Origin of the sequence: Phreatobacter sp., assembly GCF_030691135.1 — a bacterium.
Lineage (GTDB): Bacteria > Pseudomonadota > Alphaproteobacteria > Rhizobiales > Phreatobacteraceae > Phreatobacter.
In genome coordinates this window covers 115,398-128,677 of the sequence record NZ_JAUYFA010000085.1, presented here as the reverse complement: position 1 = coordinate 128,677, position 13,280 = coordinate 115,398, and the positions used below count along the sequence as shown (strand labels likewise).

Below are 13,280 nucleotides of genomic sequence, written 5' to 3'. Positions count from 1 at the left end.
CCTTGGGTCAAAAAGGCGCGTATCCATAACCATCGATCAGATGTAAGGCAACGCGGGAGACCGTCCGTCCGACGACTGCCGAGGACCGGAAGCCCATGCGCCCCACAGAATCGCCGACGCCCACCACGCTCGACCCGGGTGAGGTCGAGAAGTTTTCCCGTCTCGCCACCGAATGGTGGAACCCCGCGGGCAAGATGGGGATCCTGCACAAGTTCAATCCGGTGCGGCTCGCCCACATCCGCGAAATGGCCTGCACGCGCTTCGGCCGTGACCGCAACGCCATCGACGCGCTGTCCGGACTGTCCGCGCTCGACATCGGCTGCGGCGGCGGCCTTCTGTGCGAGCCTCTCGCCCGGATGGGCGCCACGGTCTCCGGCATCGATCCCGCCCGCACCAACGTGGAGACCGCGCGCCTCCACGCCAAGCTCTCGGGCCTTGCCATCGACTATCGCTGCACGACGGCGGAAGAATCCGCCGCGGCCGGAGAAACATACGACATCGTTCTGGCGATGGAGGTCGTGGAGCACGTCGCCGATGTCGACCTTTTCGTCGGGGCCTGCGCGGCGCTGGTCAAGCCCGGCGGGCTGCTGGTGATGGCGACAATCAACCGCACCATGAAGAGCTACGCGCTGGCCATCGTCGGCGCCGAATACGTGCTGCGCTGGCTGCCGCGCGGGACGCATGAATGGGACAAGTTTGTCACGCCCGAGGATCTCGCCGCAGCGATGGCTGCCAACGGCCTCGCCGTGACCGATCGCAAGGGCGTGCGCTACGATCTGCTGCGCGATCGCTGGGTGGAAACCTCCGATCTCGCCGTCAACTACATGCTGACGGCGGGGCGGGGCTGACTTTTCCGGATTTTTCCCGCATTGGAGGTGGGCGCCCGGACTGCTAATCTCCTCCGATGCGTCATGCGGGCCTCGTTCTCGTCGCTATCGTCACCGTCGGTCTTGCCACTGGCTTCGAGACCGTGGCGCAGCCGCGCGATACAACTCAGACTTCGGAAATCGTCCAGCGCCAGCCCTTCACGCCCGGCCCGCCCGTGACCATGCCGCCCTGTACCTGCCGTGCCGCCGGTAAAAGTTGGGTCGTCGGGGAAACAATCTGCCTCAGGACTCCCGGAGGCGAGAGGCTTGCTGTCTGCACAACCGACGAGAATGTTACAACGTGGCGTATATCACCTGTCCCATGCGCCACCTCTTCTTTGGCGCCATATAGATCGGCACAGATGACGCAGGGAAACACCTGCTGACCAACCAAAAAGAGGGCTGTGCAGTCCCAAAAATCCGAGTTACGCTTCTTCTGGCTCTCAGATCCGGGCGGCGAGGATCTGGCGGCGATCCGGTTCCACCGTGGCGCCGGAGCATCGCGGACATGTCCTGATCCGGAGCTCTAGCAGGTTCGCAATCGTGCGGAACCGGCAGTGCATTCGGAAAGGCTGACCGGCATGTCGATGACGGGGATCGTCAAGTTCTTCAACACCGAGAAAGGCTACGGCTTTATCAAGCCGGACGATGGAGGCAAGGACATCTTCGTCCATATTTCGGCCGTACAGCGTTCGGGGCTCGCAAGTCTGGCCGAAGGGCAGAAACTGGAATTCGAGCTCGAGCCCGACAAGCGCGGCAAGGGACCCAAAGCGGTCAATCTCGCAGTCCGCGGCTGATCTGTCGGCAACGGCTTTGCGGAGCGCGTGAGAACCTGCGCGACCAGAGCCTCGCCGCTCCTGCGCGCGCATCGCCCCTGCGCGGATATCGTCCCTATTCGCCTGTCGTCCCCGTTCGCCTGTCGTCCCCAACGCCTGTCGTCCCCGTTCGCCTGTCGTCCCCGTTCGCCTGTCGTCCCCAACGCCTGCAAGCAAAGCGTACTCATCACTGTCCGTGCCCGCATTTGTGCGTGCCTGATCCGCGAATGTGAACGGTCGTGGGCGCGGATCCGATTTCTTCGGGCGCCGACATCCGGTAAAACTCCGCCATGATCCAGGAACCGACTTCGCCCGCACGTACCGCCGTCCTCATCGCCGGTGGTGGTCTGGCCGGTCTCTCGCTCGCCGTCGCACTCAAAGTCTCGCTCGGCGCCTCGTTTCACGTCACCGTCGCCGATCCCGCCATCGCCGCGCCGCCGCCCGAGTCCGGCAGGGCGTCGGCCTTCGCCGCAGCGGCCCGCCGGATGTTCGAGGCGACGGGCGTCTGGGACGCCATCGCACCGGAAGCGCAACCGATCCTCGACATGGTGGTGACCGACAGCCGCACGCTCGACGTCGTGCGGCCGGTCTTCCTGACCTTCGGCGGCGAGGTGGCCCCCGGCGAGCCCTTCGCCCATATGGCGCCGAACGCCGTGGTGACACGCGCCCTGTCGGATCGCGCCAGGGCGCTGGGCGTGGCCTTCGTCGCCTCCTCGGTAGCGGGTTTCGAGGCGGGAGCGGCAGACACCCGCGTGACGCTGGCCGATGGCCAGGTGATCGCGACGCCGCTTCTGGTCGCCTGCGACGGCGGAGGCTCGCGCCTGCGCGAACTCGCCGGCATCCGTACGGTCGGCTGGGATTACGACCAGTCGGGCATCGTCTGCACGGTCGGCCACGAGCATGACCACGAGGGCCGGGCCGAGGAGCACTTCCTGCCGGCCGGTCCCTTCGCCATCCTGCCCCTGACGGGCCGGCGGTCGTCGATCGTCTGGACCGAGGAGACCGGTCGCGCGGAACGGCTGTGCCGGCTGCCGCGCGAGCTGTTCCTGGACGAGCTCGAGACGCGCTTCGGCCACCGCCTCGGCGAGATTGCCCTGCTCGACAAGCCCGCCGCCTATCCGCTCGGCCTGAAGGTGGCGCGGGACTTCGTGGCGCCCCGCCTCGCTTTGGTGGGGGACGCGGCCCATGTCATCCATCCCATCGCCGGCCAGGGCATCAACATAGGCTTCCGCGACGTCGCGGCGCTGGCCGAATGTCTCGCCGATGCCGCAAGGCTCGGCATGGACCATGGCGCTGCCGACGTGCTGGCCCGCTACCAGCGCTGGCGGCGCTTCGACACGACGGTCATGGGCGTCACGACCGACGGGCTGAACCGGCTCTTCTCCAACGGCTCGCAGCCGGTCCGCTTCGTGCGCGATCTCGGCCTCGGCCTCGTCGACCGTCTGCCGGGCCTGAAGAACTTCTTCATCCGCCAGGCCGCCGGTATCACCGGCGACGTCCCCAAGCTGCTGCGCGGCGAGACGCCCTGAGGTTCCAGGATCCCGGACGGCCTAAAGCCGCCCGGCCAGCCAATGCAGGTCACGGTCGCGGAAACCGAGACCCTCGATCGCCTTCACCGTGTTGAGCACATAGTCGGGATTGGCGCCGGATCGGCCGTGCCCGTGCCGGACGATATGGAGCTGCCGGTCGAGCGGCAGGCGGCCAGCATACTGGGCATGGCCACGGTCGACGATATAGGTCAGGGCGTGGACACGGGGCCTGTCGGGGCTCTCCAGCGTGACGTTGCGATAAACCTCGAGATAGACCGAAGTCGCCTGTTCGCGTTCTCGCAGATAGGCGACGGTGGCGTCGGCCAATGCCGCCTCGACGCGGAAGACCATGCCCCGGCATGTGCCGCCGCGATCGAGCCCGAGGACCAGGCCTGGCTGTTCCGGCGTACCGCGATGGACATGGGAATAGACGCAGAGCGAGCGGTGCAGTCCGACGAGGCGCGAGGGATGGCGCTCGACGAAGGCAAAGCCCGGTCGCCACATCAGCGAACCGTAGCCGAAGACCCAAAGATCGCCGGATTCCTGCTTCATGCGACTTGACGGAGTGAGGGACGAGTCCTGAAGGTTCTGCTATAGACCCAGCCCTCCCTGTGCAAGCATCCCCGCCGGACGGAGTCCATGCGACCACGCACCATCATCCTGCCCCTCGTCGTCATCGGCATCGCCATCGCCGGCTGGAGTGCCGTCTGGGCCTGGGGCTCCGGCCGCGCCGAAGACGCCATCCAGCGCTGGCTCGCGGCGGAAGCCGCCAACGGCCGGGTTATCCAGTGCGGCGAGCGCTCGCGCGGCGGCTATCCGTTCCGCATGGAGATCACCTGCAGCAAGCCGATGGTGGAACTGAGGGACGAGGCCCGCCCCTACCAGACCTACCGGTTCGAGACGCTGAAGGTGGTCTCGCAGATCTGGAGCCCGGGCCACGTCATCTCCGAATGGACCGGCCCGATGACGGTGGTGACGGAGGGCGATCCCTCGGTCACCACGGCGACATGGCGGCTCGCCCAGGCCTCCGCCCAGTTGCAGGTCGGCGGCTACGACAGTTCCAACGCCGTGATCGACGGGCTGGAGGTCGTGCGCGACGGCGTGGTGCTGGTGAAGGCCGCGCGCGGCGAACTGCACACCCGCCCGAACCGCACCGACCCCGTCAGCATCGACGTCGTCGCCAGCCTCAAGAGCGCGACCTTCGCGGTCCGCCCGATGGCGCCGGTCGACGCGGAGATCCAGTTTGTCGCCCGCAAGCTGCTGCGCAACCCCAGCCGCGCACAGGTATTGCCCGTCCGGCAATGGCAGGCGGCTGGCGGGGCGATCGACCTCGTCCTGCTGCGCCTCGTGCAGGGTCCGGCAGTGGCGGTGGCCAAGGGCACGCTGCGCCTGACGCCCGAGGGCAAGCCGGACGGCGAGATCGAGCTCAGGGTGGCCAATGTCGAAGCGGCGCTGCAGGCGAGCGGCCTCGGTGCCGCGCTCGGTCCTCTCGCCGCCGGCGCGATGACCCTGGCGAGCCGGCCGACGGATGTCGAAGGCAAGCCCGGCCGCATCTTCAACCTGCGGGCAAGCGAGGGGCGCCTGCAGATCGGCCCCCTGCGCATCGCCCTTCCCACCATCGCTCCCTGACGGCGCACCCACCATGACCGCCACGACTTCGCCCGGCGACCTGCGCGCCAGTCCGCCGGCGGTGCGGGGGACGCGCACCGAGGAACTCCAGACCCGGCTCGCCGAGGCCATCGTCACCGGGCGGCTGCAGCCGGGTGCTGCCCTCGACGAGGTGCAGATCGCCGCCGAATATGCGGTGTCGCGCACCCCGGTGCGCGAAGCGCTGCGCCAGTTGTCGGCGTCCGGGCTCGTCGAGATCCGGCCGCATCGCGGCGCGGTGGTCGCCAAGCCCAACCACGCCCAGCTGCGCGACATGTTCGCCGTCATGGGAGAACTGGAGGCTTTGAGCGCCGGGCTCAGCGCGACGCAGATGAATCGCGCCGAGCGCGCGGCGCTGGAGGACCTGCACCGCTCCATGGCCATCCTGGTGCGCGCCGGCGACCTCGACGCCTATAGCGCGGCGAACATCGCCTTCCACGTGAGCATCTATGGCGGATCGCACAACAGCTATCTCGCCGAACTCGCCTCCGCGACGCGCCGCCGGCTCGCTCCCTTCCGGCGCGCCCAGTTCGAGGGCCGCGACCGTCTCGCCCGTTCCCACCACGAGCACAGCCTCGTCGTCCAGGCGATCCTGCGGGCCGACAGCCTTCGAGCGACGGCTGCGATGCGCGACCATATCGGGCTTTCCGCCCGCGCCTGGGACGACCTCGCGAAGGCGACGACGGAAGCGACATGAAAGGCAATTGCCTTTATGTTGGGCATGTTTTACGCCCACCGGGTTATTTGCATACAATAGCGATGCTCCCGTTGGGCATGCCGACCATCGCTGCCAGGCCTCTTTTTCTGTCGCCTTCTCAAACTCTTGACCGACACTGGCGAGGCGCTCGGAACGGCCCCACCGGTCGAATGATCGAGCATGGGCGATCTGGCACGTGCATTGCGACATGGCTTGCGCACGAGCAGGACCATGCACAGCGAACGCGCACCGACGATCACCGACCTCCATGCCGGCCATGCCAGCGGAACGCCCGTCGCAGCGACGGTGGCGGCCGTCTATCGCCGTATCGCGGCGGTGGACGATCCCGGCATCTTCATCCATCTGCGCCCCGAGGCCGATGTTCAGGCCAGGGCGGCGGCGCTGCCGCCCTTCGATCCCGTCGCCTTTCCGCTCTGGGGCGTACCGGTCGCGGTGAAGGACAATATCGACGTCGCAGGTCTGCCCACGACGGCGGCCTGCCCCGCCTTTTCCTTCCTGCCGGACCGGTCGGCGACCGTCGTCGAGAAGCTCGTCGCGGCGGGCGCCCTGGTTATCGGCAAGACCAATCTCGACCAGTTCGCCACCGGCCTCGTCGGGGTGCGCTCGCCCTATCCGATCCCGCGCAACGCCTTCGATCCGGCGCGCGTGCCGGGGGGCTCGTCGTCGGGATCGGCCATCGCCGTCGCGCGGGGCATCGTGCCGATCGCGCTCGGCACGGACACGGCGGGCTCCGGCCGGGTGCCGGCCGGGCTCAACGACCTCGTCGGCCTCAAGCCCTCCCTCGGCGCCCTCTCCACCCGGGGCGTGCTGCCGGCCTGCCGTACGCTCGACTGCGTCTCGGTCTTCGCGCACAGCGTCGAAGACGCCTTCGCCGCCTATGCGGTGATGCGCGGCCTCGACCCCGAGGATGCCTATTCGCGGCCGGTGCCGAACGATCTGCCGTCGGGTGCCGCGGTGATCACCAGGCTCGGCGTGCCGCGGAACGCCGACCGGCTGTTCTTCGGTGACGGTGCCATGGCGGAGGCCTTTATGGCAGCGCTCAGCCTCGTCACGCCGCTCGCCGACAGCACCGCCGAGATCGATTTCACCGCCTTCTTCGACGTGGCGAAGCTGCTCTACGAAGGCCCCTGGGTGGCCGAGCGCCACGCGGCGATGCGCGCCTTCCTCGCGACGAATGCCGCCGACGTGCATCCGGTGACGCGGCTGATCGTCGGGGCCGCCGAGCGTTTCTCCGCGACCGACGCCTTCGAAGGGCTCTACCGGCTGGCGTCGCTGCGGCGTGCGACGGAAAACGTGTGGGAGAGGGTCGATGCGCTGGTCGTGCCGACGGCGCCGGTCTTCCCGACCCTCGCCGACCTCGCCGCCGATCCCATCGGCCCTAACAGCCGGCTCGGCACCTACACCAATTTCGTCAACCTGCTCGACCTCGCCGCGCTCTCGGTGCCCGGTCCGTTCCGACCGGACGGTCTCCCGGCCGGCATCACACTGATCGGCCCGCGGGGAAGCGATGCGGCGCTGGCGCGGTTGGGCGCAGCCTTCGTGGCGGCGGCGGGCGAGCGGCGCCATGCCGCGTCCCCGGCTGCGGCGTGAGACGGTAAGAGGCCATGGCGATGCCGCACCCCATGAACAGAAGCCTCGGGAGACCGAAGTGCAGGACATGATCGAAATCGTCGTCGTCGGGGCGCATCTGTCGGGCATGCCGCTCAACGGCGAGCTCACCAGCCGGGGCGCCACCTTCCGGCGCATCGTGCAGACGATGCCCGATTACAAGCTCTACGCGTTGGCCGGTGGCCCGCCCAAGCGGCCCGGCCTGATCCGGGTTGCGGCAGGAACCGGAGCGGCCATCGCCTGCGAGGTTTGGGCACTGCCGCCGACCGGCTTCGGCACCTTCGTCGACACGATCCCCTCGCCGCTGGGCATCGGCACGCTGAAGCTCGCCGACGGCACCACGCCGAAAGGCTTTCTCGTCGAACCCGAAGGCCTCGCCGGCGCCGAGGACATCACCGCCCACGGTGGCTGGCGGGCCTATATCGCCGCGCTTTCGGGCCAGGCCGCATGACTGATCGCCTTCCCCGCCCAAACGACCGGCGGGTCACACAAGCAGACGGGATCCAACCCGCAACCCCTTCCAACGGAGTCACTCCCATGATCGTTCGCCGTCACTTCCTCATCGGCGCCGGCCTCGCTGCCGGCACTCTCTCGGCCCCCTCCGTGCTGCGCGCCCAGGAGCGCGTGATCAAGATGGGCTCGCTGCGCCTCATCCACTCCATGCCGCCGCACTTCTACGAGCGCTTCGCGCCGGCCGGAACCAAGATCGAGATCATCACCTTCGACAGCCCGACAGACGGCAAGAACGCCGTCGTCACCAAGTCGGTCGATTTCGGTGCCTTCGGCATCGCGGCGGCGACGCTGGGTGCGGCCGCCGGTGAGCCGGTGGTGGTGGTCGGCGCCTTCTCCAACAGGGGCATGGGCGTCGTCTCCAAGGCGGGCTCCGACGTCAAGACCGTCAAGGACCTGAAGGGCAAGCGGGTCGGCATCTGGCCGGGCTCGACGCAGGAGGTCTTCATCATGGAGCGCCTGCGCATGGAGGGTCTCTCGATCCGCGACATCACGGCGGTTCGCGTTCCCTTCGGCGAAATGCACGCCATGCTGTCGCGCGGCGACATCGACGCCTATGTCGGCGCCGAGCCGGGACCGGGCCTGTCGATCTCGTCGGGCGTCGGCCAGCTGGTCGAATATCCCTACGGGACCAATATGGGCGGCCTCAACATGATCTTCGGCACCCATGAGGACACGGTTTCCGGCAAGCCGGACCTGGTGAAGGCGGCGCTCGGCATCCACCGCAAGGCGGTCGAGTTCATGGTCGCGAACAAGCAGGCCGTCGCGGACATGACGGTGCAGCGGCTCGGCGCCAACCGCGCGGCCGTCGAGCACGCGCTCGGCGCCAACAACGTCGAGTATGTCTGGAAGATGGACGAGACGATGCTGCGGCAGGCCCGGACCTATGCCGAGCAGATGCTGTCGCTGCGCCAGATCCGCGCCCTGCCGGACTTCGCCAAGTTCCTCAACCCGAAGTTCTCCAACGAGATCTCCGCCTGATCAGGCTGATCGACCCGGCGCCGCCCGCACCACGGGCGGCGCCCCTAATCGCTTTCAAGGCACGAGAGGACTGGACCCATGGCGCTGGTTGAGACGGTGCCGCCGCCGGCGGCCGTGATCATCGAGAAGCCTGTCGGAAAGACGCCGTGGGCCCGGGTCAAGCCGATGGTGCTTGCGCTCATCGTGCCGGCCCTTCTGCTCGCCTTCTGGCATGTCGCCACCACGCAGCGCTGGACCCGCCTCATCCCGACCCCCTACGAGGTCGGCGAATACATGATCGATTTCGCCGTCGGCGGCATCTATGACGACGCCTTCTCCGGGACCCTGCTGACCCATCTCTTCGCCTCGATGGGGCGCGTCTATGGCGGCTTCGCGCTCGCGGCCCTCTTCGCCCTGCCGCTCGGCCTGATGATCGGCCGCATCCCCACGGCACGGATGGTGCTCGATCCCTTCCTGCAGGTGATGCGCCCGATCCCCGTGACGGCCTGGCTGCCGCTCTCGATGATCCTCTTCGGCCTCGGTCCGCGCTCGGCCTTCGCCCTCGTCTGCCTCGGCGCCTTCTATCCGATCCTCCTCAACACGGTCTTCGGCGTCCGCTCGGTGGACCCGAAGCTCTTCGAGGCGGCCTCCATGCTCGGCTGCCAGGGCAATGCCCAGTTCTACAAGGTGGTGCTGCCGGCGGCCCTGCCCTCGATCTTCACCGGCCTGAGGCTCGGCCTCGGCCTCGCCTGGTTCGTCATCGTGGTCGGCGAGATGACCGGCGTGCCGCAGGGTCTCGGCGCCGTCATCATGGACGGGCGCACCCTGTCGCGTACCGAACTCGTCATCTGCGGCATGATCATCATCGGCATCGCCGGCTACATCTCTGACCGGATCGTCGTGATGATCGGCAACCGCCTGCTCGCCTGGAGCCCGACCCATCATGGCTGAATCCAAGACTCCGATCATCGAGATCAAACAGGTCTCCAAGGTCTTCAAGCTGCAGGACCAGACGATCAACGCCCTGCACGACGCCAACATCTCGATCCGGAAAGGCGAGTTCGTCTGCCTGATCGGCGCGTCGGGCTGCGGCAAGTCCACGCTGCTGCGCATCATCGCCGGCTTCGAAGAGCCGACGACGGGCGAGGCGCTGATGTGGGGCTCGCCGATCAAGGGGCCGGACCCGACACGCGGCATGGTCTTCCAGGACTATGCGCTGTTCCCCTGGCTGTCGGTGCGCGACAATATCGGCTTTGGCCCCACATCGCGCGGCCTCGGCAGGGCGCTGGTGAAGGAGACGGTCGACAAGTTCATCGATCTCGTCGGCCTGGCGAAATTCGCCAATGCCTACCCGCACCAGCTCTCAGGCGGCATGAAGCAGCGCGTGGCGATCGCCCGCGTGCTGGCCAACGACGCCGAGGTCGTGCTCATGGACGAGCCCTTCGGCGCGCTCGACGCCATGACGCGCGAACGCCTGCAGGACGAGTTGCTCGACATCTGGCAGCGCACAGGCCTGACCGTCGTCTTCGTCACCCATTCCATCGAGGAGGCGATCTTTCTCGCCGACCGGGTGGTGGTGATGACGCCGGGTCCCGGCCGCATCGAGAGCGACAATCCGCTGCTGCTGCAGCGGCCGCGCGACGTCGCGAGCCCCGAATTCAACGATATCCGTCGCGTGATGAGTGCCAAGCTGCACAGCCATCACGGCAAGAAGGCGGCCTGACCTCCTTCCGCTCCCGGCCCCTGACTCATTTCGCTCCCCACACGTGGGGCAAGGGTGAGGACGTGTGTCAGGGGTGAGAGGCCGGGAACCACTCTCACCGGACAACCGAGCCATCTGCCCATGACCGAGCCGCTGCGCCCCGAAGAACGCCTCGCCTATACCGCCGCCATCGACCGGCCGCGCACCGCCCTGCCCGACGGCAAGTCCGTCGCGGTCTGGCCGGTGGTGAACGTCGAGAACTGGCGCATCGAGAACCCGATGCCGCGGCAGGTTCTGGTAGCGCCCACCGGCGCCGCCCTGCAGCCGGACATCGCCAACTGGGCCTGGCACGAATACGGCATGCGGGTGGGCTTCTGGCGCTTCGCCGAAGCCTTCGCACGGCACGGCATCCGCCCCACCCTCGCCATCAATGGTTCGGTGGTACTCGACTATCCGCGACTGGCCGGCGCGGCGCGCGATGCGGGCTGGGAGTTCATGGGCCATGGCTGGCACCAGGTGCCGACCCACCGGATCGACGACCAGAAGACGATGATCGCCCGCTCCGTGGAGACGCTGTCGGCCTTCACCGGCGATCCCGTCGCAGGCTGGCTCGGCCCGGGCCTGACGCAGACGCTGGAGACCGCCGACCATCTCGCCGCCGCAGGCATCGGCTATATTGCCGACTGGGTGGTGGACGACCTGCCGTGCCGGCTGAAGACGGCGTCCGGGACAGTGCTGACCATGCCCTATTCGGTCGAGCTCAACGACGTCCCGATGATCATGATCCAGCACCATGCGGCGCGTGAATATCTCGACCGGACACTCGCCCAGGCCGATCGGCTGATCGCCGAGTCGCGCAAGCCCGGGCCGATGGGCGGGCCCAAGGTCATGGCCTTCGCCCTCCACCCCTTCATCCTCGGGGTGCCGCATCGCATCGGCGTCCTGGAGACGCTGCTGGCCGAGCTCGCGTCCCGGCCCGAACTGGTGTTCATGCAGGGCCGCGAGATCATGGACTGGTATCTCGCCTCGGGCGACCCGGCCTGATCAGGCGGCGGCCGTCGGCTCGGCCAGCACGAGCGCCCAGAAGACGCGGTAGCGCGAGCCCGGGCGGAAGCCCGTCGCGATGCCGAGGCGGGTGACGGCGGGGTTCAGCATGTTGGCGCGATGGGGAGGCGAATCGCGCCAGCCGGAAAAGGCCTCGGCGAGGGTGAGATAGCCGGCGGAGGTGTTCTCGACGGCGGCGCGGTGGCGATAGCCGGCCGTGGTCAGCCGGGCGGCGACGGCGCCGGTGCGGACGCCGACCTGATCCGCCTGCGTCATGGCCGAGGCCTGGGCTTCCGCCACCGTCATCAGGACAGGGTCGACGGCGAGAGCGCCCCGGCCGTTGTTGCGACGGAAGCCCGAGATCATCTCGGCGGCCATGGCGGCATCGACGCGCGCGCCCGCCTGCGCGAGGTTGCGGTAGAAGCTCGGCTGGGACGGCGCCACCACCGGAGGGGCCGAGCAGGCTCCGAGAAGGAGCGAAGCGCCGGCTCCGACGAGGATCATGCGGCGCGGCAGCAGGTCGCTGCCGCCCTTCAGGTCATATTCAGCCATTGAACCTTTTCCTTACCCGGGACCACCCATGCCCATCAGGCGCATGGATGCGCATGAATGGTTAAGCAAACTTCTCAACGCTCTCTCAACGTCGATGTGGTTGGGAGAGGCTTGAACAGGAAATTGGACAGGATCATGCCCTGGTATCGTTGCGACGCCCGTGGAGAAACCGACAGCGCGACCGGTTCGCGCTTTGCGGCGATCCGATTCATCGAGGCCGACATTGAGGAAACGGCGGCAGCGCATGTGCGCAAGAGCCTCGGCCGCGAGCTCGTCAGGCGGGGCGTCTGCCCGCTCAATGCCGAGAAGATGGTCTCGGTGGATGCCGTCCGCCGCATCGACGAGGAAGACGTTCCCGGCATCGTCGCGCCCGACATGGTGTGGATGGCGCGGGCCTGAGCCCGACCGCCTTCAGTGGATGGCGAGTGCCGGCATCTCGATCATGGCGGCGCCGACAATCGCCCCCGGACGCCGCGGCGTCCCGGCCTGAACGAGAACCGCCAGCCGCTCGCATTCCGGTGCGACCTGCTCGCGGCGCGAGACCGTGAAGGTCCGCTCGCCGCCGGTCCATTCGCCGAGAACGGTGTGGGAGCGCACGACGTTGCGGTAGATCATCGTCTGGCCGCGGTTCTCGCCACGGGTGATCTCCACTGGCTGGCGCGACGAGACGGCGAACAGGAAGACGGTGGCGGGATTGTCGGCACCGAGGCCGACATTCGACTGGGGCAAGGTGATGGTGATCGTGTCGCCACTCATGCGCAGCGTCACCGGCACGGAGAGCACGCCGGTCTGGCCGCGGGTCTGTTCCATCACGCGCTCGACCGCGGGACGATCGGAACCGATGGCATGGCCGATGCCGTTGACGATCATCTGCGGGGTATAGATCTGGCGGTCGCCGCGCAGATAGGCATAGGCCTTCTGGCGCTTGGCATGGATCGGTCGGGCGAGGGTGTCGCGCCAGCCGAGGTAGTCCCAATAATCGACCGCCAGGGTGAGGGCGATCACGTCGGGACGGTCGGCCATGTCCGCGATGAAGCGGTCGGCCGGCGGACAGGACGAGCAGCCCTGGCTGGTAAAGAGTTCGACCACGGCAGTGGGACGCTGAAGCGGTGACGCCTGCGCTCCTCCCCATGCGATGAAAGCGCACGCGAGTGCGCCGCAGATCCTGCCAAGCAACATCGAAATCCGCCCCGATTTCGGGAACCCATTCGGTTCCGCGAGCGTTGTTTACGCCCGCATAGACCATGGCCGCTACTCACGGTTGGGTGAAAACCGCGCAAACGACCGTGAGCCCCCGCTCCTGCACACAGCATAACGGCGGCTTGACGC

General features: G+C 67.8%; 15 protein-coding genes. 12 read left to right on the top strand and 3 right to left on the bottom strand.

The annotated features are described in order from the left end of the window. The first annotated feature begins 95 nt into the window (after positions 1-95). The 3 genes from ubiG (at position 96) to Q8O26_RS15930 (ending at position 3,210) form a co-directional block, all read left to right on the top strand. Positions 96-848, top strand: a complete 753-nt coding sequence (gene ubiG / locus Q8O26_RS15940; RefSeq protein ID WP_305577310.1) for a bifunctional 2-polyprenyl-6-hydroxyphenol methylase/3-demethylubiquinol 3-O-methyltransferase UbiG — start codon at positions 96-98, stop codon at positions 846-848. 599 nt (positions 849-1,447) lie between these two features. After that, on the top strand, positions 1,448-1,663 hold the full coding sequence (locus Q8O26_RS15935; protein WP_305577308.1) for a cold-shock protein: 216 nt from the start codon (positions 1,448-1,450) through the stop codon (positions 1,661-1,663). A 308-nt stretch (positions 1,664-1,971) separates the two neighbouring features. Then, positions 1,972-3,210: a ubiquinone biosynthesis hydroxylase gene (locus tag Q8O26_RS15930; protein ID WP_305577306.1), complete on the top strand. Its 1,239-nt coding sequence runs from the start codon at positions 1,972-1,974 to the stop codon at positions 3,208-3,210. A 21-nt stretch (positions 3,211-3,231) separates the two neighbouring features. Here the strand turns inward: Q8O26_RS15930 and Q8O26_RS15925 are convergent, their stop codons facing one another. Beyond that, positions 3,232-3,762, bottom strand: a complete 531-nt coding sequence (locus Q8O26_RS15925; protein WP_305577304.1) for a gamma-glutamylcyclotransferase — start codon at positions 3,760-3,762, stop codon at positions 3,232-3,234. An 87-nt stretch (positions 3,763-3,849) separates the two neighbouring features. Here Q8O26_RS15925 and Q8O26_RS15920 point away from each other — a divergent pair, with 87 nt between their 5' ends. The 8 genes from Q8O26_RS15920 (at position 3,850) to Q8O26_RS15885 (ending at position 11,399) form a co-directional block, all read left to right on the top strand. Continuing rightward, positions 3,850-4,839 carry a DUF2125 domain-containing protein gene (locus tag Q8O26_RS15920; RefSeq protein WP_305577302.1) on the top strand — a complete coding sequence of 330 codons (990 nt, stop codon included), beginning with the start codon at positions 3,850-3,852 and terminating at the stop codon, positions 4,837-4,839. 13 nt (positions 4,840-4,852) lie between these two features. Then, entirely contained in the window at positions 4,853-5,554 is a 702-nt protein-coding gene (locus Q8O26_RS15915; RefSeq protein WP_305577300.1) for a GntR family transcriptional regulator, read from the top strand. 231 nt (positions 5,555-5,785) lie between these two features. After that, positions 5,786-7,165: an allophanate hydrolase gene (gene atzF / locus Q8O26_RS15910; protein WP_305577298.1), complete on the top strand. Its 1,380-nt coding sequence runs from the start codon at positions 5,786-5,788 to the stop codon at positions 7,163-7,165. 67 nt (positions 7,166-7,232) lie between these two features. Further along, positions 7,233-7,634 (top strand): hypothetical protein, encoded by a 402-nt coding sequence (locus Q8O26_RS15905; protein ID WP_371134589.1) that lies wholly within the window; start codon positions 7,233-7,235, stop codon positions 7,632-7,634. 86 nt (positions 7,635-7,720) lie between these two features. Then, positions 7,721-8,674 carry an ABC transporter substrate-binding protein gene (locus Q8O26_RS15900; protein WP_305577294.1) on the top strand — a complete coding sequence of 318 codons (954 nt, stop codon included), beginning with the start codon at positions 7,721-7,723 and terminating at the stop codon, positions 8,672-8,674. A gap of 78 nt (positions 8,675-8,752) precedes the next feature. After that, entirely contained in the window at positions 8,753-9,604 is an 852-nt protein-coding gene (locus Q8O26_RS15895) for an ABC transporter permease (protein ID WP_305577292.1), read from the top strand. After that, the gene (locus Q8O26_RS15890) at positions 9,597-10,376 is read left to right on the top strand and encodes an ABC transporter ATP-binding protein (protein WP_305577290.1); all 780 of its coding nucleotides are present in this window, start codon (positions 9,597-9,599) and stop codon (positions 10,374-10,376) included. Before Q8O26_RS15895 ends, Q8O26_RS15890 begins: the two co-directional genes overlap by 8 nt. Positions 10,377-10,496: 120 nt before the next feature. After that, positions 10,497-11,399 carry a polysaccharide deacetylase family protein gene (locus Q8O26_RS15885; protein ID WP_305577288.1) on the top strand — a complete coding sequence of 301 codons (903 nt, stop codon included), beginning with the start codon at positions 10,497-10,499 and terminating at the stop codon, positions 11,397-11,399. Here the strand turns inward: Q8O26_RS15885 and Q8O26_RS15880 are convergent, their stop codons facing one another. Continuing rightward, the gene (locus Q8O26_RS15880) at positions 11,400-11,951 is read right to left on the bottom strand and encodes a CAP domain-containing protein (RefSeq protein ID WP_305577286.1); all 552 of its coding nucleotides are present in this window, start codon (positions 11,949-11,951) and stop codon (positions 11,400-11,402) included. Positions 11,952-12,086: 135 nt separating this feature from the next. On the opposite strand from Q8O26_RS15880, the gene Q8O26_RS15875 reads away from it, so the two are divergent. After that, entirely contained in the window at positions 12,087-12,350 is a 264-nt protein-coding gene (locus Q8O26_RS15875; protein WP_305577284.1) for a hypothetical protein, read from the top strand. A gap of 12 nt (positions 12,351-12,362) precedes the next feature. Here Q8O26_RS15875 and Q8O26_RS15870 read toward each other — a convergent pair whose 3' ends face one another. Continuing rightward, positions 12,363-13,040, bottom strand: coding sequence for a thioredoxin family protein (locus Q8O26_RS15870; protein ID WP_305577283.1), 678 nt, complete (start codon positions 13,038-13,040; stop codon positions 12,363-12,365). Between the last annotated feature and the right edge of the window lie 240 nt (positions 13,041-13,280).

Excerpts from the sequence above, each read along its gene's own strand:
- ubiG (WP_305577310.1), top strand. The coding sequence starts at position 96 with ATGCGCCCCACAGAATCGCCGACGCCCACCACGCTCGACCCGGGTGAG.
- Q8O26_RS15935 (WP_305577308.1), top strand. The coding sequence starts at position 1,448 with ATGTCGATGACGGGGATCGTCAAGTTCTTCAACACCGAGAAAGGCTAC.
- Q8O26_RS15930 (WP_305577306.1), top strand. The coding sequence starts at position 1,972 with ATGATCCAGGAACCGACTTCGCCCGCACGTACCGCCGTCCTCATCGCC.
- Q8O26_RS15925 (WP_305577304.1), bottom strand. The coding sequence starts at position 3,762 with ATGAAGCAGGAATCCGGCGATCTTTGGGTCTTCGGCTACGGTTCGCTG.
- Q8O26_RS15920 (WP_305577302.1), top strand. The coding sequence starts at position 3,850 with ATGCGACCACGCACCATCATCCTGCCCCTCGTCGTCATCGGCATCGCC.
- Q8O26_RS15915 (WP_305577300.1), top strand. The coding sequence starts at position 4,853 with ATGACCGCCACGACTTCGCCCGGCGACCTGCGCGCCAGTCCGCCGGCG.
- atzF (WP_305577298.1), top strand. The coding sequence starts at position 5,786 with ATGCACAGCGAACGCGCACCGACGATCACCGACCTCCATGCCGGCCAT.
- Q8O26_RS15905 (WP_371134589.1), top strand. The coding sequence starts at position 7,233 with ATGATCGAAATCGTCGTCGTCGGGGCGCATCTGTCGGGCATGCCGCTC.
- Q8O26_RS15900 (WP_305577294.1), top strand. The coding sequence starts at position 7,721 with ATGATCGTTCGCCGTCACTTCCTCATCGGCGCCGGCCTCGCTGCCGGC.
- Q8O26_RS15895 (WP_305577292.1), top strand. The coding sequence starts at position 8,753 with ATGGCGCTGGTTGAGACGGTGCCGCCGCCGGCGGCCGTGATCATCGAG.
- Q8O26_RS15890 (WP_305577290.1), top strand. The coding sequence starts at position 9,597 with ATGGCTGAATCCAAGACTCCGATCATCGAGATCAAACAGGTCTCCAAG.
- Q8O26_RS15885 (WP_305577288.1), top strand. The coding sequence starts at position 10,497 with ATGACCGAGCCGCTGCGCCCCGAAGAACGCCTCGCCTATACCGCCGCC.
- Q8O26_RS15880 (WP_305577286.1), bottom strand. The coding sequence starts at position 11,951 with ATGGCTGAATATGACCTGAAGGGCGGCAGCGACCTGCTGCCGCGCCGC.
- Q8O26_RS15875 (WP_305577284.1), top strand. The coding sequence starts at position 12,087 with ATGCCCTGGTATCGTTGCGACGCCCGTGGAGAAACCGACAGCGCGACC.